The sequence below is a fragment of the Lysobacter antibioticus HS124 genome (assembly GCF_000336385.2).
Lineage (GTDB): Bacteria > Pseudomonadota > Gammaproteobacteria > Xanthomonadales > Xanthomonadaceae > Lysobacter > Lysobacter firmicutimachus.
Genome location: NZ_HG424465.1, coordinates 23885 through 48834, shown reverse-complemented (window position 1 = coordinate 48834; position 24950 = coordinate 23885). Strand labels below are relative to the sequence as shown.

Annotated in this window: 29 protein-coding genes and 1 pseudogene; 17 read left to right on the top strand and 13 right to left on the bottom strand. The window is 68.2% G+C overall.

The window, feature by feature from the left end; all coding sequences use genetic code 11:
* On the bottom strand, positions 1-1485 hold a 1485-nt coding region (locus tag TX83_RS05955; protein ID WP_186442529.1), incomplete at its 3' end, for an HAD-IC family P-type ATPase.
* A 395-nt stretch (positions 1486-1880) separates the two neighbouring features.
* Between TX83_RS05955 and TX83_RS05950 the strand changes: the two genes are divergently transcribed.
* The 4 genes from TX83_RS05950 to TX83_RS05935 all read left to right on the top strand — a co-directional run bounded on the left by TX83_RS05950 (position 1881) and on the right by TX83_RS05935 (position 5119).
* A complete protein-coding gene (locus TX83_RS05950; RefSeq protein ID WP_064747016.1) occupies positions 1881-3560 on the top strand; it encodes an ABC1 kinase family protein in 1680 nt (559 codons plus the stop codon).
* 93 nt (positions 3561-3653) lie between these two features.
* Positions 3654-4010: a hypothetical protein gene (locus tag TX83_RS05945; RefSeq protein WP_141233384.1), complete on the top strand. Its 357-nt coding sequence runs from the start codon at positions 3654-3656 to the stop codon at positions 4008-4010.
* A 161-nt stretch (positions 4011-4171) separates the two neighbouring features.
* Positions 4172-4717 (top strand): GNAT family N-acetyltransferase, encoded by a 546-nt coding sequence (locus tag TX83_RS05940; RefSeq protein ID WP_064747012.1) that lies wholly within the window; start codon positions 4172-4174, stop codon positions 4715-4717.
* Positions 4718-4747: 30 nt separating this feature from the next.
* Entirely contained in the window at positions 4748-5119 is a 372-nt protein-coding gene (locus TX83_RS05935; protein ID WP_064747011.1) for a low affinity iron permease family protein, read from the top strand.
* A gap of 4 nt (positions 5120-5123) precedes the next feature.
* On the opposite strand, the gene TX83_RS05930 is transcribed toward TX83_RS05935, so the two are convergent.
* Both TX83_RS05930 and TX83_RS05925 read right to left on the bottom strand, forming a co-directional pair.
* Entirely contained in the window at positions 5124-6380 is a 1257-nt protein-coding gene (locus tag TX83_RS05930) for an MgtC/SapB family protein (protein ID WP_064747010.1), read from the bottom strand.
* Positions 6381-6393: 13 nt separating this feature from the next.
* Positions 6394-7197 carry a universal stress protein gene (locus TX83_RS05925; protein WP_064747009.1) on the bottom strand — a complete coding sequence of 268 codons (804 nt, stop codon included), beginning with the start codon at positions 7195-7197 and terminating at the stop codon, positions 6394-6396.
* A gap of 65 nt (positions 7198-7262) precedes the next feature.
* Between TX83_RS05925 and TX83_RS05920 the strand changes: the two genes are divergently transcribed.
* Positions 7263-8027, top strand: coding sequence for a BON domain-containing protein (locus TX83_RS05920; protein WP_186442528.1), 765 nt, complete (start codon positions 7263-7265; stop codon positions 8025-8027).
* Positions 8028-8032: 5 nt separating this feature from the next.
* On the opposite strand, the gene TX83_RS05915 is transcribed toward TX83_RS05920, so the two are convergent.
* Positions 8033-8452 carry a hypothetical protein gene (locus TX83_RS05915; RefSeq protein ID WP_064747007.1) on the bottom strand — a complete coding sequence of 140 codons (420 nt, stop codon included), beginning with the start codon at positions 8450-8452 and terminating at the stop codon, positions 8033-8035.
* Between the two features lie 229 nt (positions 8453-8681).
* On the opposite strand from TX83_RS05915, the gene TX83_RS05910 reads away from it, so the two are divergent.
* The 4 genes from TX83_RS05910 to TX83_RS05895 all read left to right on the top strand — a co-directional run bounded on the left by TX83_RS05910 (position 8682) and on the right by TX83_RS05895 (position 10518).
* Positions 8682-9053, top strand: coding sequence for a hypothetical protein (locus TX83_RS05910; RefSeq protein WP_064747006.1), 372 nt, complete (start codon positions 8682-8684; stop codon positions 9051-9053).
* Between the two features lie 74 nt (positions 9054-9127).
* Complete coding sequence (locus tag TX83_RS05905; protein ID WP_064747021.1) at positions 9128-9781, top strand: hypothetical protein; 654 nt, start codon at positions 9128-9130, stop codon at positions 9779-9781.
* A 19-nt stretch (positions 9782-9800) separates the two neighbouring features.
* The gene (locus TX83_RS05900; RefSeq protein WP_064747005.1) at positions 9801-10130 is read left to right on the top strand and encodes a heavy-metal-associated domain-containing protein; all 330 of its coding nucleotides are present in this window, start codon (positions 9801-9803) and stop codon (positions 10128-10130) included.
* 37 nt (positions 10131-10167) lie between these two features.
* Positions 10168-10518, top strand: a complete 351-nt coding sequence (locus TX83_RS05895; protein WP_261370030.1) for a hypothetical protein — start codon at positions 10168-10170, stop codon at positions 10516-10518.
* A gap of 126 nt (positions 10519-10644) precedes the next feature.
* Here TX83_RS05895 and TX83_RS05890 read toward each other — a convergent pair whose 3' ends face one another.
* The 4 genes from TX83_RS05890 to TX83_RS05875 form a co-directional block, all read right to left on the bottom strand.
* Positions 10645-11148, bottom strand: a complete 504-nt coding sequence (locus TX83_RS05890; RefSeq protein WP_064747003.1) for a cupin domain-containing protein — start codon at positions 11146-11148, stop codon at positions 10645-10647.
* 308 nt (positions 11149-11456) lie between these two features.
* A complete protein-coding gene (locus TX83_RS05885; RefSeq protein WP_064747002.1) occupies positions 11457-13100 on the bottom strand; it encodes an MFS transporter in 1644 nt (547 codons plus the stop codon).
* 25 nt (positions 13101-13125) lie between these two features.
* Positions 13126-13752, bottom strand: coding sequence for a response regulator (locus TX83_RS05880; RefSeq protein ID WP_064747001.1), 627 nt, complete (start codon positions 13750-13752; stop codon positions 13126-13128).
* Positions 13742-16840 carry a sensor histidine kinase gene (locus TX83_RS05875; protein ID WP_186442527.1) on the bottom strand — a complete coding sequence of 1033 codons (3099 nt, stop codon included), beginning with the start codon at positions 16838-16840 and terminating at the stop codon, positions 13742-13744. Before TX83_RS05875 ends, TX83_RS05880 begins: the two co-directional genes overlap by 11 nt.
* Before the next feature lie 222 nt (positions 16841-17062).
* On the opposite strand from TX83_RS05875, the gene TX83_RS05870 reads away from it, so the two are divergent.
* From TX83_RS05870 to TX83_RS05835, 8 genes are all read left to right on the top strand, one after another.
* Entirely contained in the window at positions 17063-17374 is a 312-nt protein-coding gene (locus TX83_RS05870; protein WP_261370029.1) for a hypothetical protein, read from the top strand.
* 136 nt (positions 17375-17510) lie between these two features.
* On the top strand, positions 17511-18035 hold the full coding sequence (locus tag TX83_RS05865) for a helix-turn-helix domain-containing protein (RefSeq protein ID WP_075575023.1): 525 nt from the start codon (positions 17511-17513) through the stop codon (positions 18033-18035).
* Between the two features lie 98 nt (positions 18036-18133).
* Complete coding sequence (locus TX83_RS05860) at positions 18134-18790, top strand: hydrolase (RefSeq protein WP_064746998.1); 657 nt, start codon at positions 18134-18136, stop codon at positions 18788-18790.
* Positions 18791-18911: 121 nt separating this feature from the next.
* On the top strand, positions 18912-20765 hold the full coding sequence (locus tag TX83_RS05855) for an amidohydrolase (RefSeq protein WP_064746997.1): 1854 nt from the start codon (positions 18912-18914) through the stop codon (positions 20763-20765).
* Positions 20766-20798: 33 nt separating this feature from the next.
* Positions 20799-21038, top strand: a complete 240-nt coding sequence (locus TX83_RS05850) for a DUF1427 family protein (protein WP_064746996.1) — start codon at positions 20799-20801, stop codon at positions 21036-21038.
* A complete protein-coding gene (locus tag TX83_RS05845) occupies positions 21035-21193 on the top strand; it encodes a DUF1427 family protein (RefSeq protein ID WP_064746995.1) in 159 nt (52 codons plus the stop codon). Before TX83_RS05850 ends, TX83_RS05845 begins: the two co-directional genes overlap by 4 nt.
* Positions 21194-21487: 294 nt before the next feature.
* The gene (locus TX83_RS05840) at positions 21488-22318 is read left to right on the top strand and encodes an alpha/beta fold hydrolase (RefSeq protein ID WP_064746994.1); all 831 of its coding nucleotides are present in this window, start codon (positions 21488-21490) and stop codon (positions 22316-22318) included.
* 53 nt (positions 22319-22371) lie between these two features.
* Positions 22372-22902, top strand: coding sequence for a hypothetical protein (locus TX83_RS05835; RefSeq protein WP_064746993.1), 531 nt, complete (start codon positions 22372-22374; stop codon positions 22900-22902).
* Between the two features lie 329 nt (positions 22903-23231).
* Here the strand turns inward: TX83_RS05835 and TX83_RS05830 are convergent, their stop codons facing one another.
* The 5 genes and pseudogenes from TX83_RS05830 to TX83_RS05810 form a co-directional block, all read right to left on the bottom strand.
* Complete coding sequence (locus TX83_RS05830) at positions 23232-23435, bottom strand: hypothetical protein (protein WP_064746992.1); 204 nt, start codon at positions 23433-23435, stop codon at positions 23232-23234.
* A 4-nt stretch (positions 23436-23439) separates the two neighbouring features.
* On the bottom strand, positions 23440-23793 hold the full coding sequence (locus tag TX83_RS05825; RefSeq protein ID WP_064746991.1) for a YkgJ family cysteine cluster protein: 354 nt from the start codon (positions 23791-23793) through the stop codon (positions 23440-23442).
* 49 nt (positions 23794-23842) lie between these two features.
* Positions 23843-24052, bottom strand: a pseudogene (locus TX83_RS05820) (alkylphosphonate utilization protein); the annotation flags it as partial.
* A 79-nt stretch (positions 24053-24131) separates the two neighbouring features.
* Entirely contained in the window at positions 24132-24374 is a 243-nt protein-coding gene (locus TX83_RS05815) for a hypothetical protein (RefSeq protein ID WP_222423725.1), read from the bottom strand.
* 19 nt (positions 24375-24393) lie between these two features.
* A complete protein-coding gene (locus TX83_RS05810; protein ID WP_064746989.1) occupies positions 24394-24777 on the bottom strand; it encodes a hypothetical protein in 384 nt (127 codons plus the stop codon).
* Positions 24778-24950: the final 173 nt, after the last annotated feature.

Genomic DNA, 24950 nt, shown 5'->3' with positions numbered 1-24950 from the left:
GCGGGCCTGGCCGATGGCATCGGCCACCCCGCCGCGGAGCGGGTCGACGAAGCCGAGCAGCCCTAGCCATTCGAAATGGAAGTCGCGCGGCGTCGCTGGAAGCGCCGCCGGACCGGGAGGCCAGGCCGCCACGGCGACGGCGATGACCCGCAAGCCGCGCCCGGCCATGCGCTCGACCGCCTGCAATACCGCGTCCGTCCGTTCCGGCGACAATCGGCATAGGGCGGCGATCGTCTCCGGCGCCCCCTTGCTGGCGATCAGAAGCTCAGGGGAATACGGGTCTTCCCAGACGTGCGTGGTCGCGAGCAAGTCCTTGCCGAACGGGTACTCGTGAATCCGTACCCGAACCGACGATGGTCCGAGTCCGGTCGCGGCCGCGCGGATGGCGAGCTCCATCGGGTCGAAGGGCCGATCCGGGCACGCCCGGTCGGCGATCTCCAGCAGCCGGTGTTGCGAGGGAGAGGACAAGCGGTCCGGCGGCGCCGCTCCGTCTTCGGTGACCCACTCGGCCAGGGACATCCGGTTCTCGGTCAGGGTGCCGGTCTTGTCCGTGCACAGAATGGTCACCGAGCCCAGCGCCTCGATGGCGGGCGCCCGGCGGACCAGCGCTCGGCGACGCGCCATGCGCCATCCGCCCAGCGCCAGGAATACGGTCAACACCACCGGAAACTCCTCGGGGATATTGGCCATCGCCAGCGTAACGCCGGCCAGCAGGCCCTGTAGCCATCCGCCATGGATCGCGACATACAAGCCGGTCATCAATCCGCTGACCAGCAGTCCGAGCGTCGCGAACAGCACGACCGCGCGGCGTATTTCCAGTTGCATCGGCGTCGGCGGAGAGCGCTGGAAACGCAACTGATCGCCGATGCGGCCCATTGCCGTGGCGCTCCCGGTGGCGACCACCTCGGCCATGCCATGCCCGCGCACGACCAGCGTGCCCGCATGTATCCGGTTCGTCTCCACGTCGGCCGCCGGGCCGGCCTGGCGTCGCACAGGCATCGACTCCCCGGTCAGCATCGACTCGTCGAGCATCAGGTCGTAGTCGTCCAGTACCCGCGCATCGGCCGGAACCCGGTCGCCTTCCGCAACGGCGACGACGTCGCCGACCACCAATTCCTGCGACGACACAACGCGCACATCGCCGTCGCGCAGTACCCGCGCGCGTGGGCTGCTGAGATCTCGCAGCGCCTGCAACGCCCGCTCGGATCTGTACTCCTGAATCACGGTCAAGCCGATCACCAAGCCGACCGATGCCAGCAGCACCGAGGCCTCGCGCGGATCGCCGAGCAGCAGATACAGCCCGGCCGCGGCCAGCAACAACAGGAGCATCGGTTCCCGGACCACGCCGAGAGCGATGCGCAAGCCGTTGCGTCGGTCCGGTTGCGGCAGGCGATTGGGGCCGTTGCGCTCCAGCCGCAGCGCCGCTTCCGCGCTGGATAGCCCTGGCGGGACGGGAGGCTCGCTGGCGGCGTCAGGGATCGTCATGCTCGCTCCACGGATGGCCAACGGCGCCCGGAAAGCCGGCGGGTGGGCGCTTCCTGGCCGTGGGCGCAACTCCGCATGCGCCGCTGCCGACCCGTCGGCACGAGTCGGGGCCGACTCGCGGGGCCGGACAAGCCCGCAGCGACTCGCGCGGCGACAAGCCCAGGCAGACATGGTTCTAGCGGGCCGGCCTGGCTGCCTTGACCTGGGTCAACCCACCGCCGAGAGGGCGGCCCGGCGACGGACGAGCGGCGGATTGGGGGACGATAACGCCCGCAGCCGATGAATTGACCCAGATCAAAGTCGGGTTCGGGCCACGGCGCTCAACTGACCGCGATGACGGCCGGACGGCGCGGTGGCGCGCGCGAGGCCGTCGCCGCGCAGTGGAGTCGCCGGCCATGTGGGACACCTTGGTAGCAGCGCACGACCTGGGCCGACTGCAGACCCTGGTAGCGATCCTGAGCCGTTACGGATTCGGCGACTTGGCCCGACGCCTCGGGCTCGTGCGGGTGCTGGCCCGAGCGGGCAGAGTATTGCCGCTGGGGCACCTGGAAGAACTGGTGAACTTGCCGGCGCATACGCGGGTCCGGCGCGCGATGGAAGAAATGGGACCGAGCTTCGTCAAGCTGGGCCAGGTATTGGCGACGCGCGTGGACCTGTTCCCGCCGGATTGGATCGCCGAGTTCAGCCGCCTGCACAGCACCGTGCCCCCCGTGCCGTTCGAAGCCATCCGGGCCGAAATGACACAGGCGCTGGGGGCGGAACCGGAAGCTGTCTTCGCGTGGATCGACCCCGCGCCGTTGGCGGCGGGATCGATCGCGCAAGTGCATCGGGCCAAGCTGCCGCAGGGCCGGGACGTGGTGGCGAAAGTCCGTCGCCCCGGAATTTCGCCCATCGTCGCCGCCGACTTGAGGTTGTTGCGCTATGCGGCCAGGAAAATCGAAGCGCGCTTCGTGGAAGCGCGCCGGTTCCATCCGGTCGAGGTGGTGCGCCAGTTCGCCGAGGCCTTGACGGACGAACTCAATCTGGCCTCCGAATGCCGGCATGCCGATCGCGTCGGCGCGGCCTTCGCCGGCGACGATCGGATTCTGGTGCCCAAGGTGCATTGGGACTACACCAATGAACACATGAATGTTCAGGACTTCGCCGATGGCGTGCCGGTCGCCGATCTTCCTGGGCTGCTGGCCATCGGCGCGGATCGGATGCAGCTCGCGCGCACCGGCGCGCAGGTGGTGCTGAAGATGGTTCTGGAACACGGATTCTTCCATGCCGATCCGCACCCCGGAAACATTCTCGTTCTCCCAGGCGGCCGCATCGCGCTGATCGATTTCGGCATGGTAGGACGGTTGTCGAGACAGCGGCGAGAGGAAGTCGTCTGCCTGCTGTTCGGTCTGGTTGAACGCGATGCGCAACGGGTCGCGGAAACCTTGCTGGATTGGACCCAACGGTCCGATATCGACGAAGAGCTGTTGTCCGCCGACGTGGATGCGTTCGTCGATCGCTATTACGGGGTGCCGCTGGGCCAACTCGATCTGTCCGCCATGCTGCTGGATACGATGCAGATACTGCGCCGGCACGGCCTCGTCCTGCCGGCCGATCTGGCCATGCTGGTCAAGGTGTGCCTGACCTTGGAGGGACTGGGACGGCTGCTGGATCCGGGGTTCGACATGGCCAGCCAAGCGCGGCCGTTTCTGCGCCGCGCGATCGCCGCCCAGTTCGGCCCTGCCGCACTCGCACGACGCGGCGCGCGCACCATCACGGACGCCGCGAACCTGATCGCCGCACTGCCGCGCGACCTGGGCAAGCTGATGCGCTCCTTGAAGTCGGGCCACGCGCGGCTGCGCATCGATCTCGACGAAGTCGGCGAATTCAGTCGCCAGGTGGCCCATTCGGCCAATCGACTGGCCGGAAGCATGGTGATTTCGGCCCTGATCGTCGGTTCGTCGATCGCCATGACCGTCAAGGGAGGACCGACTTTTCTGGGGCTCCCCTTGTTCGGGCTGCTGGGGTTCGTCGGCGCTTCGCTGCTGGGCATATGGTTGCTGTCTGCGATCTTCCGCAGCGGCGGCGGAAAGTAGAGCGTACGCGGGAATGCCACGGGAAGCTGCGATCGAGTTCGTTGGTTGGGGCGGTCGCGATCCGGGCTTTACCACGTACCCAGGAGATCGATCATGGGAATCCGAACACTGGCCGTCGCCGCGCTTGCGTTGTCCGGCATCGGCTGCTTTTCGCAAATCCTGCTGGACGGCGCTCCCGCGCACGATGCATCGCGTATCGCGAGCGGCGTCGGCAAACAGGTCCAGATAGTTCAAAGCCGGGATTGCGTCGGCATCGAGAACGTTCACTACCAAGTGCGGGAGCGCGTGGGCAACCGCTTGATACGCCGCTGCGCCAAGGTGCATGGATTCGACTACCGCCCGGGATCGGACTACGTCTTGCAAGTCCGGGAGCTGCCGGCCACCCCCTCGTCCGGCGCGAGCCTGGTGCTGGAACGCGTGATCGAACAGAAGCCGGCCAGCAGCCAATAGCTCGCCGATGGCTGCGGCCAGCGGGCGCCGCCCGCGCGGGCACGCTGGCCGGGCCGATGTCGGCAGCTGGGACACAACTGACTGGCGCCGGATTTGACGCGGATCAATCGCACGGCTGCGCGGGAGGCTACGCTCGCCTTGTCGATCCCGGAGCCGATGCAATGAATGAGATCTCCGACAGTTCCCGCCCCTCCGGTCCGCCGCACGCGCAAACGCTGCGGGACGGCCGCGTCGTCCGCATCCGGGACATCGCGCCGTCCGACCGGTCCGCCGAGCGCGCTTTTATCGAAGGATTGTCGGATGAATCGCGCCGCCGTCGCTTCCTGGCCCAGCTGAAGTCGCCGGACGACAAGCTGCTCGATTCGTTGGTGAACATAGATGCCCGGCGCGAGGCCGCCTTGGTGGCGGTCGTATCGTACGAGGGCACCGAACGCATCGTGGGTGCGGCGCGATTCAGCATGGCGTCGCCGGACGCGGTCGACGGCGAATGCGCGGTAGTGGTCGCCGACGACTGGCAGGATCAGGGCCTGGGCACGGCACTCGTCCGAGACCTGGCCGAACGAGCCCGAGCCCGCGGCCTGCGCCGGATGTACTCTATGGATCTCGCCGGCAACGCCGATATGCACGAACTGGCGTCGCACTTGGGGTTTCGCGCCCGTGTCGACCCGGGCGACGCAAGTTTGATCATTCATGAACTCGTACTGTAAGCGCCGAGCTCGACTCGGCGAGGGCGACTTATGTCCGCGACGCGCGCCTTCGATCGTCTCGCCAAGCACGCCGCCCGATTCGCAGGACGGCCCGCGGCGTTCGGCATGGCCGGCGTGGCCATTGGCATCTGGTGGGCGGTCGGACCGCTGTTCGGGTTCTCCGATACCTGGCAGCTGGTGATCAACACGGCCACAACCATCGTCACGTTCTTGATGGTGTTCCTGATACAGAACACTCAGAGCCGGGACACCGAGGCGATCCACATCAAGCTGGACGAACTCATTCGCGCCACCAAGCAAGCCAACAACGCGCTGATGGACATCGAGGAACTGGACGAGGAGTCCCTGGATGCGTTCCGTCGCCGCTACGAAGAACTCGCCGAACGAACGCGAAAAGGCTGATGCGTCACCAGGCCGACAGCGCCGCGCCGAGAACGAAAGCCGCCTGCATCGCCGACACGCCGGCCGTCACTCGCCATGCGTATGCCGAGCCCCCGCGCGCCAGCGCGAGCAGGCACTTCATGGCACCGTTGACCGCGAACGCGCCGAACAGGCCGTAATGCGCCAAGCGCGCCTCGCCGCCCTGGGCGACCCATTGGGCCGCGGCGGCGGCTCCGGCATGCACGTCGGCCAGCCCGGCGAAGCTCAGTACCCACGGCAGGCTTGCGGGCCCCAGCCAGGCGCGCAGAAGCGCGGCGGCCACCAGCACGGTAGCCAGCAGCGCCGAGATTCGAAGCGCAGCCCACAGGTCGTAGGGCCGTCCCGCCACGACCGGCGCGGTCTCGTCCTTCAGCGTTGCGGCGGCGCGTGCAGCCAGCCAGGCCGCCGCCAGCGCGGCCAAGCCCGCGCCGACCAGGGCCGGCGCCGCCCATGCGAGCAAGGCCGGCGAGATCAGCCCCAGCACCAAAGCCAGTTGCAGCACGGTCGCTATGTTCGACATCAGCGCGGCGCTGGCCGCCAACGGCGCCTGCGCCGGCATGGCGCGGGCACGTTCGGCCATCGCCGCGATGGTGGCGGTGCTGGACACGAAACCGCCGGCCAGGCCGGCGATCGGCAACCCGGCCCGTGCGCCGAGCACGCGCGTAGCCAGATAGCCGCCGGCGCTGATCGTCATCACGCCGACCGCCAGAGTCCACAGCTGATGCGGGTTGACCGCGCCCCACGGGTCCAGCGCACGATTGGGCAACAACGGCAGGATGACGAAGGCGCAAGCGGCCAGCAACAGCAGGCCGCGCAGTTCCTCGCGCCCTATCCGTTGCCGGCTGAAGCGGTGCAGGCGTTCGCGCGCGGCCAGCAGCACTGCGAGGATCACGCCGAGCGCGGCGGATACCGCTGCGGCGCGCATGGCCAACGCGCCGATAAGAAAGGTCAACAGCCAAGCCGCTTCGGTGGCCAGTCCCGGATCGTGCTCGCGTGTGCTCAGATAGCCGGCGACGACCAGCGCGCCCAGAGTCGCGCCAGCCACCAACAGGCCGACATCGCCCAGTTGCATCGACGTGGCGCCGATCAACGCGCTGAGGGCGAAGCTGCGGATCCCCGCCGGTTGGCGCGCGGCGCGTCCGCGGTGCGCGCGTTCGCGCTCCAGTCCGACCAACAGGCCGACACCGAGGGCGACTCCCAGGCCGACCAACGACGGCGGAGCGGCGGCCGATATGGCGTTCAAGCGGCCGGCTTGCTCAATGAGCGTAGAGCACGGGCTGGTCGGCGCCGATGAGCAGCTCGCGGGTAACGCCGCCGAGCGCCCACTCGCGCAGGCGCGAATGGCCGTAACCGCCGACGACAAGCAGCTGCGAACGGCTGTGGCGGGCGTACTGGAGCACTCGCGTGGCGACGGTCTCTTCGCCTGCCGGACGCGCGACCCAAGACGCTTCGACGCCGTGCCGGCGAAGATAGCCGATCAGCCGCCGCCCGGAAGGCTCGGCATCGGGCGTCTTGCCGTCGTCGATGGCCAGCACGTCCACCGTCTTTGCGGCACGAAGCAGGGGCAGTGCCGCGCGGACTGCGCGCGCCGCCTCGCGGGTCGGCTGCCAGGCGACCGTGATGCACCGGGTGGGCACTTCCGGCGCGCAGCGCGGCGGCACCACCAGCACCGGGCAACCGGCCTCCAGCAGCAGGCTGGAGAAGTATTCGCGGGGAACCGTCGACTCCACCGTATCGCCGATCGCGCCACCGAGCACCACCAGATCGCAGTCGAAGCTTTCTCGCGCCGCTGCACGCGGCGCGCCCACACTCATCGCTTCGACGGTGCGGGCTTCCCAATCGATCGTTTCGGCGGCCAGGCGTTCGCGCAGATCGGCATGCGATTGCGCGGTCACCGGGTCCGGCATCAGCCCCCAAGGATCGACCACCGGCGGCGGCAGGTCGATCATGACCAACACCGACAGCTGTGCGCCGTGGAATGCCGCCAAGCGAACGGCCAAGTCCAGCGCGTCGGTGTCGCCATCGCGGTCGACCAGGGGCAGCAACAAACTCTTGTACATGATGCCGCTCCTCATACCGTCCAGGGTGTAGCCATTGCACGCCCGCGGTGAAGAGGAAACATGATTTGGATCAAGAGATCTTCGCATCGGCCGAAGCTGAACGGGGTGGGCTTGATCAAAGTCAGCGACCGGGCGCCGGTCTCGGCGCCGACTGTAGTCCCTGGCCTCGGGCGGCGATCATGAACAGCGAGAAATTGCGCAGATACGTGCTGCAGGAGTTGGGCTACGACCCGCGGGTCGACGCCAGCGGCATCGGCGTCAGCGTCGAAGACCGTTTCGTCCGCCTGACCGGCCATGTGCACAGCCTGGCCGACAAGTATGCCGTAGCCAACGCGGCGGCCAGGGTCAGAGGAGTGCGGGGCGTAGTCGTCGACGTGGAAGTTCGCTGCGCGTCGGAAACTTGTCCCGACGACGAACTGATCGCAAGAAGGGCCGCCGAAGTGCTGGCCTGGGACGCCACGCTACCGAGGGATTCGGTCAAAGTCGTAGTCGACAAGGGGCGGGTGCTGTTGACCGGCATGGTGGACTGGCAGTACCAGCGCAACCGCGTGGAAACCGACTTGCGTCGCCTGGCGGGCGTTTCGTCCATCGATAACCGGATCGAGATTCGACGCGTGAGCTGCCGCGAAGACGTAAAGCGTTCGATCAAGGACGCCATGCGCCGCCGCGCCGACCTGGAGTCGGAGCGCGTGCGCGTGGAAGTGGACGAGCAGGGCGAGGTGGTGCTGAAAGGAAAGGTCGCCGATTGGCGGGCCCGCAACGCCGTCGAGGACGCCGCCTGGCTGGTCGCCGGGGTCCGCGCGGTCGACAACCGGGTCCGGGTGCGGTAGCGCCCCTACTCCACCATGACGTCCTCGATCTCGAACGCCTTATCGATCTGGCAATAGATGTCCATATCGGGGTATTCCCGCTTCGCCTCGAACACCAGCGATACGGCCTCATCGGCAAAGAAGCGGATCTTCGTCAGCGTCAGCTCCTTTTCCAGACCGGCGTAGTCCCGATCCGTTGCGCCCTCCTCCAAGCCTTCGTAGGCGGAATCGGTCAGTTCTTTCGCCAGTGCACCCTTCAACTTGCTCAGCGTCTCCGACGAGAATTCCGCAATCCAGCGTTCGGAAGCGGAAATCAACTCGGCGAAGTCGCCGATATCGGCGCCGTCTTGCTCCAGATCGAACTCCACGTCCAGGACGCCGCCATGAAGAGCGCACGTCCCCGTCACCACTTCGTCTTGCAACTTCAAGTCATCGAACATGCTCATTGCTCTTCTGTTTTCGGGTTCTGTCGGCCGGCACGCTCCCAAGATAGCTGGGCCGATACCCGCGGTGCTTTGCGGCGTCCAACGGGGGCATGTTGGCATGTGCCGGAACCCAAGGTCACTGGAGGCCCGCCGTCGAACAGGCAAACGACCCCGCCCGGCGCCGGCTGAATGGACCGGACGCCCCGACCAATGGCGTGGAGAGACGCATCGATAGCGCTAGAATCCGGCCATGACGTTCCGTCCGCTTGCCCGTCAGGCGCTGCATTGGCTGGTGATCATCACTCTGATCGCCACGTCGTTCGCTGCGCCGGTCCAGGCAATGGACTCCGCCCTGCATCCAGCGGCGGCCATGCCGGCTGCCGTCGCGATGGCGGCCCCCCCCTGCGGCGAAGGGATGCGAGCCGCGGACTCTCGCGATCCACCATGCGACTGCTGCACGCCGGCGTCGTGCGACCTGTCCGCCTGCCTGGGCACGGCTTGCCTGCTCGAGCTCCCCCGGCTTGCGGCCGCCATTCCGCTGCACATGGCGCCTGCGTCCTGGAATGTCCCCGGGCGCCCCACGCAGCCGATCGCTACTCCGTTCAGGCCGCCGATCGCCTGATTTCTCCGTAGCGAACGACCTCGGACGCATTGCGTCCGCACGCCGCCGTGCGCGGCGATCACGGAGAACTCACCATGAAACGCCTCTTGTTCCGGGCAGCGCTTCCGCTGCTCGGTCTATTGCCGTTAGTCGCGGCAGCCAAACCGATCGCGTTCGCCAAAGGCACGACCGTCATGGCCGAGTACGGAGCCGGAACCATGAACGAAGCTCAGCTGTTCTATGCGCCGCGCTACTGGTACTCGGTAGGCGGCGGCTGGCTGGAGCTTTCCAGCGAAGACGGATCGAAGCAGCGCCACATCGCTTACATGCGCGCGAACCTGCTGGTCAAGCGGTGGAACCTGCCGGGCGCCCAGGCCAACGCCTTCGTCTGGGGCGGCCTCGGCCAGGCGACCGGGAACGACTTCGCCGGCGACACATCGGCTCGCAACGTGGGCACGCAGGTCGATTACGAAACCCGACGCATCTACGCGGCCTTCCGCTCCGACCTGCAGGAAAGCGATCGCTTCTCGCACCGCATCGACACGCTGCAACTGGGATGGGCGCCGTACGAGCACGACTACGACACCTTGGCCACCTGGTTCGTCGTCCAGGGACGCCGCTACACCGGAGACCTGTTCGACGGTACCGAAACCGCGGTCCTGGTTCGCTTCTTCAAGAAGGGCGCCTGGGTAGAGATCGGCGCGACGACCGACGGCAAGCTCCAAGCCATGGCGATGTTCAATTTCTGATTCGGCAGGAACCCAACTCATGAACCGATACAAGCTGCTCATCGCGATCGCACTGGCGATCGCGTCTCCATTCGCCGCCGCCCGTACCGTCGAGATGGACGTCAATGGACTGGTGTGCGGTTTCTGCGCCCAGGGCATCGAGAAGACGCTGAAGAAACTGCCCGCGACAGAAGCGGTGTTCGTCAGCCTGGAGAACCGCCTGGTGGCGGTGAAGCTGAGGGACGGCGTCGATATCGACGACGCCGTATTGCGCAAAGCGCTCAAGGATTCGGGCTACACCGTAGTCGCTATCCGGCGGACCGAACGCTCGCTCGACGAACTGCGCAAGAGGGCGAAGCGCGATGACTGAGACCCGGTCGCAAACGCCTCTACGCCGCAATCTCGGCATGGCGCTCCTCACCCTGATCGCCAGCGCAGGCGCCATGGTGTGTTGCGTGCTCCCCGCGGTCATGGTCGCGCTGGGCGCGGGGGCCGCGCTCGCCGGGCTGGCGACGGCGGTGCCGCAGCTCGTATGGCTGTCCGAACACAAGGCGGCGGTCTTCGCGCTCGCAGCGACGATGCTGGCCGTGTCCGGAGCGACGTTGCTGCGGGCACGAACGTTGCCCTGTCCATTGGACCCTGGCCTGTCTGCGGCATGCCGGCGCTTGCGCCGAGCCAGCGTGGCGCTATGGTCGCTGGCGGCTGCCTGCACGGCGCTGGGCGCGGTCTTTGCGTTTGTTCTGCCGAACTTGAGCTGATGGCGAGGGCGGCCAGCCGGCCGCCCTCTTTTAGTCCGCCGGACCGGTAGACGCCCTGATCCTTTTGCGCGCTTGGTCGCCCTCTTCCGGCCGTTTCCGGCTTCGACGCGACTGCACGCAGCCGTATCAGATCTCTCCGCTCCAGTAGTCCACGCCGTCGCCGACCCGCTCGATCGCTTCGAAGGGCACCGCGCCGCCCAGATTGGCTTCGGCCATGAACTTGCCCGAATCGGGGTAGACGCAGATCTCCGGATCGTCGGTGGTTCCGATCGAGATGTACTTCAGGTCTTGCGCTGACGTGTTGATGAGCTGGTGCGGATATTCCGGCCCGGGCGGGATGCAGATGACGTCGCCGGCCTTCACCGGGAGCATTTCGCCAGCGACGCGCAACGTGCCTGAGCCCTCTAGGATGATGAACATCTCTTCTTGCGCGTAGTGCAGGTGGTAAGGGCACACCCGCATCCCCGCCGGAACGACGTCATAAGCCGCAGCCAGCTTGCGCGCGGCCGTGCCCTCGGTGATCCGCACGCGATCGCTCGCGTACGCCGAGCCGCGCACGAAGCGTTCCAGGGGAACCTCGTGAACGTTGCGGATCAGCCGGTCGGAAAGCGTCTTGGCGGGGTCGGACATTGCTCAGTTCCTCTGAAGGTCGAATGTCTGCAGGCAGGCGGCCAGCGCCGGCCGGCTGGACCGGTCGATCCGGAGGGGGCGGAATCGTCACCGGCACTATCCTGCGCATACTGTCGTCGGGCGGCGCCGGGATCGCCCAACGCTATCACTCCGACCGGGCCGGAAACACCCGCGCGGCGACGTCGAACGCGTTCGGCGTCCGCCGTTCGATGCGCGACAGGCCGGTCCCTACTCCGCCCGGGCCGCGCGCGCATCCGCGACCTCTTCGCCGAGGTCGACGCCGCATCGCGGCGCCGCGATGCGCTGGTTCAGACCGCGCGGCCGCCGTCGAGCTCGGGCTGCGCCACCGGCGCACCGGGCGGGCCGCCCACGAAGTGGCGTACCAGCGGGCGCGAGTCCGGTTCCAGCAGGCCGGCGATGCGCTGCTGCAGGCTGCGTTCGTCCTCGGTCACGCGTTCGTGCAGGCGCAGGTGCTCCAGCCACGAGCTGCCGACGAAGTACTCGAGATACACGCCGGGCGCCGTGGTGTCCTCGACTACCGACCAGGCGATCGCACCGTCGCGGCGGCGGCTTCGACCCAGCGAGGCCATCAGTTCGAGGAACTCGCCGCGCCGATCCAGGCGCACCGTGTACTCGATGGTGACCAGGACGGGACCTCGCTCGCCCGCGATCTCGGCCAACGGCAGCGGCTGCGGCCAATGACCCGAGGGGGCGGTGTCGAGCTGCGCCGCCGCACCGAGGCGAAAGCGCCGCAGCGCCAGCGCCGCGACGGCTGCGCCGCCCGCTGCGATCGTCAGCGCACGATCGCTGCCCCAGTGCTGGGCTATTGCTCCCCAGCCCAGGCTGCCGGCGGCCATGCCGGCGGAGAACACCACGATGTACAGCGACAACGCGCGCGCCCGCACCCACGCCGGCACCGAAATCTGGGCCGCGATCTGCAGCGAGGACAGCACGCTGATCCAGGCCAGCCCGTTGAGGACGGCGAGCGGATACAGCAGGCGAACGTCGCGCAGCAGCGCCATCGCGAGCATGCAGCCGGCGTAGACGAAGGTCGCCAGCGCCACCAATCGGTCGCCGTCCAGCCGCCGGCGCACGCGCGGCAAGCCGATCGCCCCCAGGATGGCGCCGGCGCCTATGCAACCCAGCAACAGGCCATAGGTGCCGGCGCTGGCGCCCAGTTCCTGCTTGACCACGATCGGCAGCAGCGCGGTCAGCGCGCTGGCGAAGAAGAAGAAGCCGGCGGCCTTGATCAGCACCGCCTGCAGCACCGTGGCTTGGCGCGCATAGCGCAGGCCGGCCCGCAGGGCCGCGCCGAAATGCTCCGGAGGCAAGGCCGCGGTCGCGGCGTTGCGCTTCCAGCGCGCCAGCACCACGGCCACGCCGAGGAAGCTGACGGCATTGATCGCGAACGCCCAGCCCGCGCCGGCCTGCGCCACGATCAGGCCGCCCAGCGCCGGCCCGATCGCGCGGGCGATGTTCATGCTCAGCGAGCCCAGCGCGACCGCCTGTCCGAGCAGGCGGCGCGGCACCAATTCCGGTGTGGTCGCTTGCTGCGCGGGCATCGCCATCGCCGCTCCGCAACCGAGCAGGAAGGTCAGCGCGACCAGGCCCCAGGGGCCGAGCCGGTCGAAATGGGCGAGCAGGGCCAGGACCGTTGCCGCGGCGAACATCCACAGTTGGGCGACGATCAGGTAGCGACGCCGATCGACGATGTCGGCCAGGGTTCCTGCGATCACGGCCAACACCACCACGGGCAGCGTCGTCGCCGCCTGCACGGCGGCCACCATCAGCGGCGATCGGGTGGTTTCGGCCATGACCCAGGCCGCGGCCACGTCGTGGATCCAAGTGCCTATGTTGCCGGCCAGGATCGCCAGCCACAGCGCACGGAAGTCGGGCTCGCGCAGCGGCGCCCACGGGCCTTCGGCGGGCGCCGGAGGCGATGCTTGGCTCATTGCGGCATTTCCTTTCTTGCGGTGGTTACAGTTGCAGGATGCCGCGCCGCAAGGCGATGGTGACGGCGTGCGTGCGATCGTTGGCGCCGAGCTTGGCGAGGATGCTCTTCATGTGCGCCTTGACCGTTTCCTCGGTCACGTTCAACTGCGCGGCGACGAGTTTGTTCGAGTTGCCGCCGGCGACGCCCTTGAGCACGTCGAGTTCGCGCGAGGTCAGCTCGGCGTCGGCCGAATGCGCGGCGATCTCGGCCGCGACCTCCGGCGGGATGCGGCGGCGCCCGGCCAGGGTGGCGCGTATGGTCTCGACCAGCTCCTTGCGCAGCGAGCTCTTGAGCAGATAGCTCTGCGCTCCGGCCTTGAGCGCGCGCACCGCCTGCGCGTCGCCCCGGTAGGTGGTCACCACGATGATGCGCGCGGCCGGAAACTCGGCGCGGATCGCTTCGATCGCGGCGACGCCGTCGAGTTCCGGCATCTGCAGGTCCATCAACACCACGTCCGGCAGGCTGCCGCGAAATGCGTCGACGGCCTCGCGGCCGTTGGCCGCTTCGGCCACGATGCGCATGTCCGATTCGCTCTCCAGCACGCTGGCGATGCCTTCGCGCAGCAGCGGATGGTCGTCGACTACCAGGATTCGGGTCGGTCTAGGGGGCATCGGTCGGGTTCCTCCGGATCGCTGTGCGGATCCGCCGCAGCCAGCGCCGCCAGTGGGTGTTGCGGCGTCCCGCACAGGCCGCCAGCGGCAGCGTTACTTCGATTTCGGTGCCGCCGCCGCTGCGACTCCAGAGCCGGAACTGCGCGCCGACGCCGAGTGCGCGTTCGCGCATGCCCGATAGGCCCCAGTGCCCGGGGCGGCCGCCAGCGCGCTGGACGGCCTCGTCGATCCCGCGGCCGTCGTCGCGCACCCGCAGGCGCAAGCGCTTGCGATCGCAGGCCAGTTCGACTTCGATATGCCGCGCGCGGGCATGGCGGAAGGCGTTCGCGAGCGCTTCGCGGCCGATCCGGAACAACTCGTCGCGCAGCAAGGGGTCCAGCTCCGGCAGCCGGCCTTCGACCACCACCTTGAACTCGGCGGGGTGCTGTTCGGCCAGCTCGGCGCCGACATAGGCGAAGGCGTCGGCCAGGCCTTGCGGCAGGCCGGCGCCGCCGGCGCGCAGGTCGCGCACGCGATCGCGGGCTTCGGCGATGACTTCGTCGGCGCGATCGAGCGCGCTCTCGATCGCTGCGCGGGTCGGATCGCCGTGCGGGACTTTGTTGGCGACGCCCTGCAGGCGCAGGATCAGACCCTGGGTACTCTGCAGCAGGGTGTCGTGCAGTTCGCGGGCGATGCGCTCGCGTTCCTGGTGGCGCTCTTCCAGGCGTGCGTGAAGCCGTGCGGAAATCTGCCGCAACCGGAGCAGGTACGCGCCGAACAGTGCCGCCGCCGCGGCCATCGCGCACAGCATCGCGAACCACCAGGTTTCGGTGAAGCGCGGCGCGATCGAGAAGGCTTGCGTCGCCGCGCGCCGGCTCCACAGCCCGCTTTCGTTGGCCGCGATCACTTCGAAGCGGTAGTCCCCCGGCGGTAGGTTGGTGTAGAAGGCTTGGCGCCGGTTGCCGGCGTCGCGCCAGCGTCCGTCCAGGCCGACCAGGCGATAGCGGAACTGCGCGCGCCTGGGCATGCTCAGGCTCAGCGAGGCGTAGTCGATCTGCAGGTCGCGCGCTTGCTCGGGCAGTTTCAGCCGGGGACCGGGGGGGTAGCGGCGGCCGTTGGCGGCCAGGCCGCGGATCGTCACCGGCGGCGCCACCGAATTGGCGCGCACTTGCGCCGGGTCCACGGTCGCCACGCCCTGGTTGGTGGCGAACCACAGGCGTCCGTCCGCTGTGGCCAGCGCGGAAGGCGTCACCACCGCCTGCTGGGCCAGTCCGGGCAGCCCGTCGTCGTCGTCGAACAGCTGGGTGCGCAGCGCATGGCCCGGCTTCGCCAAGGCGCGTTCGAGCTCGTCGCGCTCGATCCGCACCAGGCCGCGCATGCCGTTGAGCCACAGCGCCACGTCGGCGGCGGCGACGATGCCGGTGATGCCGGTCAGCCGTTGCGGACGGTCCGCCGCCAACGACCGCACCCGGCCCTCGCGGATCAGCGCCAGGCCGGTCTCGCCGGCGACGAGCATGTCCGGCTCGCCCGCGGCCGAGCCCGGCGCCGGCGACAGCTCGGCGATCGCGGTGAGCGCGCCGATCCGCAGACCGTCGGCGCTGCCGTAGCGGCGCTGGGCGACGCCGTCCCAGCGCGCCAGTTCGCTGCGCGGGTAGCCGATCCAGACCGCACCGTCGCTGGCGCCGGCCAGCACCGTCGCGTCGCGCCAGCGCAGCACGCCGGCGCCCGCGGCGCGCCAATGTCCGCCGTCGAAGTGCTGCAGCCCGCCCGGCTCCCAGATCGCCCACAGCTGCGAGTGCGGCGCGGGCGCGAGCAGACGCGGGCCGGCGCCGGGTATGGGGGCGGGCAAGGCGGTCATCGCGCCGTTGTCGCGGCGCCACAGGCTCGCGCGCGTCGCGATCCAGGCGCGGCCGCCGTCCCCGCGCGCGATCGCATCGAACAGTTCGCCGCGGCCGGAACGCGCCAGCGGGACCAAATCGTCGGCATCGATCCGGAACAACTGCTCGCCGGCGCTGACCAGCGGGCGGCCGGAGGCGCCGTCGATGCCGATGGCATAGGTGTTCTGCTGGTTCAGGCGCTCGTCGGGCAGCGCGTTGATGCGGTTGAAGCGAAAGCGGTGCAGGCCCAGATTGGTGCCGACCCAGACGTTGCCTTCGCGGTCCTCGAACACCGGCACCGCACGGTCGGACGTCAAGCCGTTGCGCTTGCCGATGGCGGCGTCCAGGTCGTTCGCGCGCAGACTGTAGCCGGTTCCGAAACGCGGCAACGCCGATGTCCGGACCACGCCGCCGCCACTGCGGTCGGTGCCCCACAACGCGCCATGACGATCCACGCGCATGCGCGCCAGCCGGGCATAAGCGGTGGGCGTGCGCCGCAAACGCGCGCTCAGGGCGGGGGTCGCGGCGACCGCGCGGGTGCCGTGCTCGCCGTCGGATATCCAGATCCGGCCTTGCAGGTCCTGGGCCAGGGATGCGTACAGGCCGGCCGGTTCGCCGCTGTCCAGGAAACGCCGCGCGCCGCGCGGCAGGTAGACCAGCCGGGTGCCGGTGGTGACCCACAAGGTACCGCGGGCATCCAGCCACAACGCGTCCGCACGCGGGCCCGGATAACCCCATTCGGCGCCGATGCTGCGCCAGCTCCCGCGCTCGTATCGCGCCAGACCGCTGGCGGCGGCGGCCCACACCACGCCGTCGCGGTCCGCGGCCAAGTCCATGATCAGCTGCGTCGGCGCGCCTTCGGCCGGCCCGTAGTGGTGCACGCGGCCGTTGCGGACGACGCTGACGCCGCCGATCAGAAACCCCATCCACACACTGCCGTCGCCGGCGACGGTCAAGGCGGTGATGTTGTTGGACGCGAACTCGGGACCGGACGGGCGATAGGGTTCGAACTGGACCCCGTCGAAGCGGTATAGGCCGGTACCGGTGCCGAGCCAGAGATAGCCGTCGCGCCCCTGGGCGATCGCCCAGATATCCGCCGGCGCGCCGTCGCGCAGGCTCCAGGCGCTGTGGTGATACTGCGGCGCGTCGAAGCGCGGCCTGGCGGAGACGCCGCGCGGCATGCAGACCAGCCAGGCGATAAGCGCGACTGCGGTCAAAATTCGCGCTGGCACGGCCCTCGACTCCACGCAGTGCCCTCGTCTGTAAACCTGGCTGAACCTTCGGGCGACAAATTTACGGCATTCATGCGCCCCTCCATCCCCCGGAAGAGGTAGTTGCGCCTGCCCCGACCGCGGTTGGCCGAATCTGCACGGTCCGCTTAGGCTCGATGCGTGCAGCGTCTCTATTCCCTTTTTCCGCATGGCCTCCCGGGTCTGGGCTTGGTCGGATTGCGCGTGGCTGTGGCATTGAGCCTGTACGAGCACGATCCGGCCGCCTACTGGCCCACCGCGGCCCCGACCTTGCACTGGTTCGCCGCCGCGATCGGCCTGGGCCTGCTCGGCGGCGTGTTGACGCCATGGCTGGGCCTGTTGAGCGGCGCATCGATCTGCATCGGCTGGTGCCTGGGCGCATGGGCCGTGTCGCCGGGCGCGCTGGCGCTGGCGCTGGCTGCACTGGCGTTGAGCCTGCTCGGTCCGGGCGCCTACTCGATGGATGCGCATCTGTTCGGCCGGCGCGTGCTGCGTCTGCCGGAACGGAGGCCGTGAGTCTCGCCTCCCCCGATCGAGGGAGCGGACGCTTGCCCGATCCGGGATTCAACCGCAGCCCGCGAGTGGCGAGCATAGGCGCCGACCGCCAGGCCTCGCGCCGCGCGCAATCCCTCGATCACCGCAGGAGCCGGCCGTGAAACGCACCGACGTCCAGTCCCGCCTCCCCGCACCCGGCCGCAGCGCGCCGCCGCCGGCAACGGCCGAAGGCCTGAGCGATGCGGCGATGGCCCGCGTGCAAGCCTTCGTCGACGCGCACCTGGCCATGCCCATTTCGCTGCAACACCTGGCCGAGCAAGCCTGCATCAGCCGGTTCCATTTCGCCCGTGTGTTCCGCGCCCGCACCGGCCTGAGCCCGATGCAGTACCTGAAGCTGCAGCGCATCGAAGCGGCCAAGCGCTTGCTGCGCCAGCCCGCGCCCTGCCTGAGCCGCATCGCCACGACCCTGGGGTTCTTCGATCAGAGCCATTTCACCCGGGTGTTCCGCAGGGCCACCGGGCAGTCGCCGGGGCGCTTCGCCGCCGGCGACTGCCTCTGCACGCCGACGCTGTACCCGGCGCTGCGGTTTGCGGCACGCCGCCGCCGACGTGTCGCATCGCGGGTCGATGCGCATACAGCACGCGCATCCAATCCATCCGCGCGCGCTGCCTGCATCGTGTAGCGAAGGCCCGCCGGCGCAATCCGGCAGCCGTCGACATGGGCGATTCGCCGAAAGATCCCGGCGCCACCCCGTCCCCGTTCGCCACAGGAACCCCTCCGATGCCCACCGCCACCCCGACTCCCGGCAAGCGACTGCTGACCCCGACCGACCACACCCTGATCCTGATCGACCACCAGTCGCAGATGGCGTTCGCCACCCACTCCATCGACATCGCCGCACTGCGCAACAATGTCGCCCTGGTCGCCCGCGCCGCCGCCGGCTTCCGGGTCGATACGATCCTGACCACCGTCGCGGAAAAGTCGTTCTCCGGTCCGCTGTTCCCGGAGATCTCCGCCGCGTTTCCCGGAGTGGCGGCGCTCGACCGCACCAGCATGAACGCGTGGGAAGACGCTCAGGTCACCGATCGGGTCAACGCCGGCGGCAAATCGCGGCTGGTGATGGCCGGCCTGTGGACGGGCGTGTGCATCGTCGGACCGGTGATCTCGGCCCTCGAGCAGGGTTTCGAGGTCTACGTCATCGCCGACAGCAGCGGCGACGTCTCCGACGAAGCGCACGAGCGCGCCATGCAGCGCATGATGCAGGCCGGTGCAGTGCCGATGACCAGCGTGCAATACCTCCTGGAGCTGCAGCGCGACTGGGCACGGGCGCAAACCTATGATCTGACCACCGGCATCGCCCGCGAATACGGCGGTGCGTACGGGATCGGCATCCAGTACGCCAAGACGTTGTTCGGGGCCTCCGAAGGCGGCCACTGAGCCGCGGCCCTCCGAAATGACCGACCGCACCCGCCGCCGCCTGCTCGCCGCCACTCTGGCCGGTCCGCTCGCGGGCTGTCTAAGCGGCGGGGGTGTGCACGCCCCGCGAGGTTCCTCCGCCATGGCCGACCTGATCGTCCTCAACGCGCGCGTCACCACGCTCGACCCGCAGCGTCCGTCGGCCACGGCCCTGGCCGTGGCCGACGGCCGTGTACTCGCTGTCGGCGACGATGCGCAGATCGCCGCGCTCGCCGGCCCGGGAACGCAGCGCATCGACGCCGGCGGCCGGCGCCTGATTCCCGGGCTCAACGACAGCCACATCCATCTGATCCGCGGCGGGCTCAACTACCACCTGGAACTGCGTTGGGACGGCGTGCGCAGCCTGGCCGATGCGATGGCGATGCTGCGCGAACAGGCCGCACGCACCCCGGCGCCGCAGTGGGTGCGCGTGGTCGGCGGATTCAGCGAGCATCAGTTCGTCGAGAAGCGCCTGCCGACCCTCGAGGAAATCAACGCGGCCGCGCCCGACACCCCGGTGTTCATCCTGCACCTGTACGACCGCGCCCTGCTCAACCGCGCGGCCTTGCGCGCCGTCGGCTACGACAGAAACAGCCTGGATCCGCCGGGCGGCCGGATCGAACGCGACAAGGCCGGCAATCCGACGGGGTTGCTGCTGGCCAAGCCCAATGCGCTGATCCTCTACGCCACGTTGGCGAAAGGGCCGAAACTGCCGATCGAGTATCAGCGCAACTCCACTCGCCACTTCATGCGCGAGCTCAACCGCCTCGGCATCACCTCGGTGATCGATGCCGGCGGCGGGTTCCAGAACTACCCCGACGACTATCGGATCATTCGCGAGTTGCACGCAGACGATCAGTTGACCGTGCGCATCGCCTACAACCTGTTCACCCAGAACAAGGGCGGCGAACTGGCCGATTTCGAGCGTTGGAGCGCGCTGCTGGCGCCGCGCGAGGGCGACGACCTGCTGCGCCACAACGGCGCGGGCGAGATGCTGGTGTTTTCCGCGGCCGACTTCGAAGACTTCCGCGAGCCGCGTCCGGAGCTGCCGGCGGAGCTGGAGCCCGATCTGGAGCGGGTGGTGCGCCTGTTGGGCGAAAGGCGCTGGCCGTTCCGCATCCATGCCACTTACGACGAGAGCATCGATCGCATCCTCGACGTCTACGAGCGGGTCGATCGCGAAATTCCGCTGCGCGGACTGAACTGGTTCATCGATCACGCCGAAACCATATCGGACCGCAACATCGAGCGCATCGGCGCGCTCGGCGGCGGCATTGCGATCCAGCACCGCATGGCCTACCAGGGCGAGTACTTCCTGCAACGCTACGGCCCGGACGCGCTGCGGCGTACGCCGCCGGTGCGGCGCATGCTCGCCGCCGGCGTACCGGTCGGTGCGGGCACCGACGCCACCCGCGTGGCCAGCTACAACCCATGGGTCGCGCTGTACTGGCTCAGCACCGGTCGCACCGTCGGCGGGCTGGCGATGTACGGCGACGACAACCTGGTCGAACGCGAGCAGGCGCTGCGCTTGTACACCCAGGGCAGCGCCTGGTTCTCTGCGGAGCAGACCCGCAAAGGCGCGCTGATACCGGGGCAGTTCGCCGATTTCGCCGTCCTGTCGGCCGACTACTTCAGCGTCGCCGACGCCGAGATCCCGGCGATCACCAGTCTGCTGACCGTGCTCGGCGGGCGCGTGGTGCACGGCGACGGCGAGTTCGCGCCGCTGGCGCCCGAACTGCCGGCGCCGATGCCGGACTGGTCGCCGGTGGGGCGCTTCGGCGGCTACCAGCCGGGCACGTTGATCCAGGCCGTAGCGGGTCTGGGCCAGGCGCACGCCCAAGCGCACGGCGGCGCCTGCCACGCACATCCGCACGGCCATGCCGCGCGGCATGCCGTGCCGTTGGCCGACGAACGCGGCTTCTGGGGTGCATTGGGCTGCTCCTGCTTCGCATTCTGACTTCTCTTCGAACGCATTCGCGCTGGAGCTCGCATGAATCCAAAGCTGTTGGCCGGCTTGCTGTTGGGCTTCGGCATCGGCCTGGGGTGCCGGGCGCTGGGCATCCCTTCGCCCGCGCCGCCGGCCCTGGCCGGCGCCCTGCTGGTGGTGGCGATGACCGGGGGCTACACGCTCGCCGACCGTTTCCTCGCACGCCGCCCGGCGATGCGCGTGCACGACTACGGCGGTCCCACCGGACTGACCCGCGACGTCGCGGAGCGCGACAAACCATGACCGCTACCTTGATCGGCCTGATCCTGGCGCTGGCGATCGGCGCAGCCTGCCGCCTGGTCGATATTCCAGTTCCGGCGCCGCCCAAGCTCCAAGGCGCCTTGCTCGTGCTGGCGATGACGTTGGGTTTCCTCGCCGGCGAACGTTGGCTGAGTTGAAGCAGCACGTACCGACGCTCGATCCGGAGCCGCACAGCGCGATCGCGCAATTCCGGGCTCTCGCCGGTGCCGACTCAGATTCGTCGCTACAACCCGTACACCGCAATCCGCTCACCGAGGCCGTCCATGCCCAATCCGCCCCGTATCGACGAAACCCGTCGCCAACTGCTCATCGCCGGCTCCGCACTGGCCGTCGCCGGCCTGGGCCTAGCGGCCTGCAGTTCCGAAGCCCCTTCGGCCGCTGCGACGGCCGATCCCTCACCTTCTTCCGATCCGGCCATAGGAGCCAAGACCATGGGTACCATCACCACCAAAGACGATGTGCAGATCTACTACAAGGACTGGGGCCCGCGCGACGGCGAACCTGTGGTCTTCAGCCACGGCTGGCCGCTCTGCGCAGACAGCTGGGAGGCGCAGATGCTCTTCCTGGCGTCCAACGGCTATCGCTGCATCGCCCACGACCGCCGCGGTCACGGCCGATCCAGCCAGCCCTGGGACGGCAACGACATGGATCACTACGCGGACGATCTGGCGCAGCTGATCGAGCACCTCGATCTCAAGGGCGCGACGCTGTTCGGCTTCTCCACCGGCGGTGGCGAAGTGGCGCGCTACATCGGCCGCCACGGCACCGCACGGCTGAAGAAGGCCGGCCTGATCTCGGCGGTGCCGCCGCTGATGCTCAAGACCGCCGCCAATCCGGGCGGCTTGCCGATCGACGTGTTCGACGGCCTGCGCGCCGGCTCGATCGCCGACCGATCGCAGCTGTACAAGGATCTCGCCGCCGGCCCGTTCTTCGGCTACAACCGACCCGGCGCGAAGAAGTCGCAGGGCGCGATCGACTGGTTCTGGATGCAGGGCATGTGGGCGGGGCACAAGAACGCCTACGACTGCATCAAGGCCTTCTCCGAAACCGACTTCACCGAGGACCTGAAGAAGATCGACGTACCGGTGCTGATCGTGCACGGCGACGACGACCAGGTCGTGCCGATCGACGCCGCCGCCCGCGCCTCGGCCAAGCTGATCAAGAACAACCGGCTGATCGTCTATCCGGGCGGCCCGCACGGCATCACCGATACCCACAAGGACCGGCTCAACCAGGACCTGCTCGAGTTCCTCAAGTCCTGACCGCTTGCCACGCCGGGCCGCGCCGCGGCCCGGCTCAGCCAGGAGTAGCGACCATGTTGGGAATCACCCCGTTCGGAGCGTTCCACACCGCCTTGGCCTTGCTCGCGTTGATCGCAGGCGTGGCCTGCCTGCTTCGCCACGGCCGCATCGCGCTGGCCTGGCGCAGCGGCCGCGGCTACGTCTGGCTGACCGTCGCCGCCTGCGTGACCGGGCTTTTCATCTTCCATCACGGCGGCTTCGGCCCGCCGCATGCCTTGAGCCTGCTCACCTTGGCCGCGCTGGTCGTGGCCGCCGGCGCCGAGCGCTACCGCTGGTTCGGCCGCGCCGCGGCCTACGTATCGACGTTGACCTACTCGCTGACGTTCTTCTTCCACTTCATTCCCGGCTTCACCGAGACCCTGACCCGGCTTCCGGCCGGGCGGCCTTGGGCGAGCGGACCGGAGGATCCGAAGCTGGCCGCGATCATCGGCTTGTGCTTCCTCATCTATCTGATCGGCGCCGCATGGCAGGTCATCGCCCTTCGCCGGCAGGCCAAGCACTCGAACGCCGCGGGTCACGAAGCCTCAGGCAGGGCAATCCAGTAAAAGTACGAGTACCCGGGCGCGGCGAGGTTCGACCTCCCCGCCCGACGGAGCTTGTCGTGGGGCCGCCTCATTCCTTCGGCGGCCCCGTGCTTTCGGCGGCATTTTTTGGGCCGGAAACAATCTCGATGGCCGCTGCCGGAAGACGAAGGAGGCTTGTTTCTCCCGAATCTCGAAACAGTCCAGATCCGGACACGACTCCAGACGCCAATAGTCCCGGGCACTTTCCAGCTTCACGACGTACCGGGCCTGTATTTTGTCCGGGCTGAGCGACATCGAAGCTCCGGGTTCGGCTCGCCAGCCCAGGGGGCGCGCGCGTCGACGCACCTTCACTATCGCGGTGTGCGCGCAAGTTCCGCTCGTCGGCGCCCCAACTCTGACACCCGCCAGCCCGGCCCGTCGCGGAGGATCAGCCCCTTTTTTTCCAAGCTGGCCAACGCCAACTCGGTGAGCACGTCTCGCTCCCACTTGAACAGCGGTGGCCGCTTCAACAAGACCGAGAAGGCCGCGCGCTCGTCGGGCGAGAGGTCGATCATGGCATCAAACCAACACTTGCCGGGTACGCCTGAGGAAGGCGTGGACCTCGCGCTCGACGTGTTCGTCGATCATTTGCTCGGGGCGACAACCATTCGGACACGCCAGGCGCGGCGTCGTCCCGAACAGCCGACAGATCAGCGGCCGCTCCTCATAGGCCTGGCAGCCGCTTGGGCCCAGGTGAGGACAGGTCCAATCGGCCAGGGCAGCCTCGTGTTCGGCCGCCGTCTTGATCGGAAGCCGCGCCATTTCCTCAGAAGACGCCGTCACCGGCCCACAACAATCATGGCAACCGTCAATGCAGCGGAACGACGGAATCCGCCGCCGAAGCTCAGCGATCTTTCGATCGTTGTCTGTCATCAGGCCTCTCCCAAAAGTCACTGCGGCGATTGACGCGAAAGCCTTCGGGCTAAGCCTTCTTCAGGAATTCGGTGCGCAGCACCAGGCCCTTGACTTTTTCGACGTTGCACTCGATGAGATCTTCGTCGTCGGTCAAGCGGATATTTTTGCAAAGCGTCCCGCGCTTGAGCGTGACCGAGGTGCCCTTGACCTTGAGATCCTTAATCACCAGAACCGAATCACCATCGGCAAGCGGCGTTCCATTACTATCTTTCACAATCATTTTTAACTCCAAAGAATCTGAGAACCCAACGGCACCGTAGAACGGCGGCCGCGCGCCAACCAGTCGGATGGATGAGTCAGGCTCGACGGCAACGCGCTCCGCAGCGGATGGGGGTTTCGTGGGTCAGGAAGAAGGCGTCCTGATACGCCTGGCGAAAGCGAAGCGCGTCAATCGCTTGCGCACGCGTCAAGCCGTTGGCCATGAAGTGCGCCGCAAGTTCCGCGTCGCTCGAACGATCGTCGTTCGCCAAGTGGTCCTCCACGAATGCCAGGATCGGCCAAGGCAACTCCGCCAACTCCAGATCGGGCTCCAACCGCACGATTGTCCTCTCTTTGCCGTCACTGGACCGCGGGAGCGTCCTGCAGATTCACCCGGGGTGCGATCCAATAGCACTGCTGAATCGCCTCCAGGATCAAAGCCAACACCAAATGGACGCCAGAGGAAATCAATCCGACCTTGCGCCGCTCGCGCCCCTCGATGCCGCCGGCGGCTCGACGCAGCGCTTCGTGCAAGCCCGCACGCTGCTCACCGCCTGGCGGGTAAATGCTGAAGTCGCACGCCCCTGGCGCTACTCGGGCGACCTCGTCCAACAAGGTTCCCTGCTCGATGGCCCGATAGACCTCAAAGAAGGTCAGATTGCCCTGCAGTTCGATCTCAACCGCAGCGGTGAGCTGGAAGCCCACAAAGGTCAACGTGCTCAATTGGGGCAGTGGCGCAGACATGCGAAGGACTCCTGACAACGATGCGTCATGCGCTGAACGGGCGCGCACTTGCACCGCCCGCCCACGGCTCGGCCATGATCAGATTGGATATACAAAGCCTATCAATAGATGTTTTGCACATCAAGATAGATGCTGTAAGAATGACATGCGCCTCAGCCGGGTGTCGAACTGCA

Excerpts from the sequence above, each read along its gene's own strand:
- TX83_RS05950 (WP_064747016.1), top strand. The coding sequence starts at position 1,881 with ATGTGGGACACCTTGGTAGCAGCGCACGACCTGGGCCGACTGCAGACC.
- TX83_RS05945 (WP_141233384.1), top strand. The coding sequence starts at position 3,654 with ATGGGAATCCGAACACTGGCCGTCGCCGCGCTTGCGTTGTCCGGCATC.
- TX83_RS05940 (WP_064747012.1), top strand. The coding sequence starts at position 4,172 with ATGAATGAGATCTCCGACAGTTCCCGCCCCTCCGGTCCGCCGCACGCG.
- TX83_RS05935 (WP_064747011.1), top strand. The coding sequence starts at position 4,748 with ATGTCCGCGACGCGCGCCTTCGATCGTCTCGCCAAGCACGCCGCCCGA.
- TX83_RS05925 (WP_064747009.1), bottom strand. The coding sequence starts at position 7,197 with ATGTACAAGAGTTTGTTGCTGCCCCTGGTCGACCGCGATGGCGACACC.
- TX83_RS05915 (WP_064747007.1), bottom strand. The coding sequence starts at position 8,452 with ATGAGCATGTTCGATGACTTGAAGTTGCAAGACGAAGTGGTGACGGGG.
- TX83_RS05910 (WP_064747006.1), top strand. The coding sequence starts at position 8,682 with ATGACGTTCCGTCCGCTTGCCCGTCAGGCGCTGCATTGGCTGGTGATC.
- TX83_RS05905 (WP_064747021.1), top strand. The coding sequence starts at position 9,128 with ATGAAACGCCTCTTGTTCCGGGCAGCGCTTCCGCTGCTCGGTCTATTG.
- TX83_RS05900 (WP_064747005.1), top strand. The coding sequence starts at position 9,801 with ATGAACCGATACAAGCTGCTCATCGCGATCGCACTGGCGATCGCGTCT.
- TX83_RS05895 (WP_261370030.1), top strand. The coding sequence starts at position 10,168 with ATGGCGCTCCTCACCCTGATCGCCAGCGCAGGCGCCATGGTGTGTTGC.
- TX83_RS05890 (WP_064747003.1), bottom strand. The coding sequence starts at position 11,148 with ATGTCCGACCCCGCCAAGACGCTTTCCGACCGGCTGATCCGCAACGTT.
- TX83_RS05885 (WP_064747002.1), bottom strand. The coding sequence starts at position 13,100 with ATGAGCCAAGCATCGCCTCCGGCGCCCGCCGAAGGCCCGTGGGCGCCG.
- TX83_RS05880 (WP_064747001.1), bottom strand. The coding sequence starts at position 13,752 with ATGCCCCCTAGACCGACCCGAATCCTGGTAGTCGACGACCATCCGCTG.
- TX83_RS05860 (WP_064746998.1), top strand. The coding sequence starts at position 18,134 with ATGCCCACCGCCACCCCGACTCCCGGCAAGCGACTGCTGACCCCGACC.
- TX83_RS05855 (WP_064746997.1), top strand. The coding sequence starts at position 18,912 with ATGGCCGACCTGATCGTCCTCAACGCGCGCGTCACCACGCTCGACCCG.
- TX83_RS05850 (WP_064746996.1), top strand. The coding sequence starts at position 20,799 with ATGAATCCAAAGCTGTTGGCCGGCTTGCTGTTGGGCTTCGGCATCGGC.
- TX83_RS05845 (WP_064746995.1), top strand. The coding sequence starts at position 21,035 with ATGACCGCTACCTTGATCGGCCTGATCCTGGCGCTGGCGATCGGCGCA.
- TX83_RS05840 (WP_064746994.1), top strand. The coding sequence starts at position 21,488 with ATGGGTACCATCACCACCAAAGACGATGTGCAGATCTACTACAAGGAC.
- TX83_RS05835 (WP_064746993.1), top strand. The coding sequence starts at position 22,372 with ATGTTGGGAATCACCCCGTTCGGAGCGTTCCACACCGCCTTGGCCTTG.
- TX83_RS05830 (WP_064746992.1), bottom strand. The coding sequence starts at position 23,435 with ATGATCGACCTCTCGCCCGACGAGCGCGCGGCCTTCTCGGTCTTGTTG.
- TX83_RS05825 (WP_064746991.1), bottom strand. The coding sequence starts at position 23,793 with ATGACAGACAACGATCGAAAGATCGCTGAGCTTCGGCGGCGGATTCCG.
- TX83_RS05810 (WP_064746989.1), bottom strand. The coding sequence starts at position 24,777 with ATGTCTGCGCCACTGCCCCAATTGAGCACGTTGACCTTTGTGGGCTTC.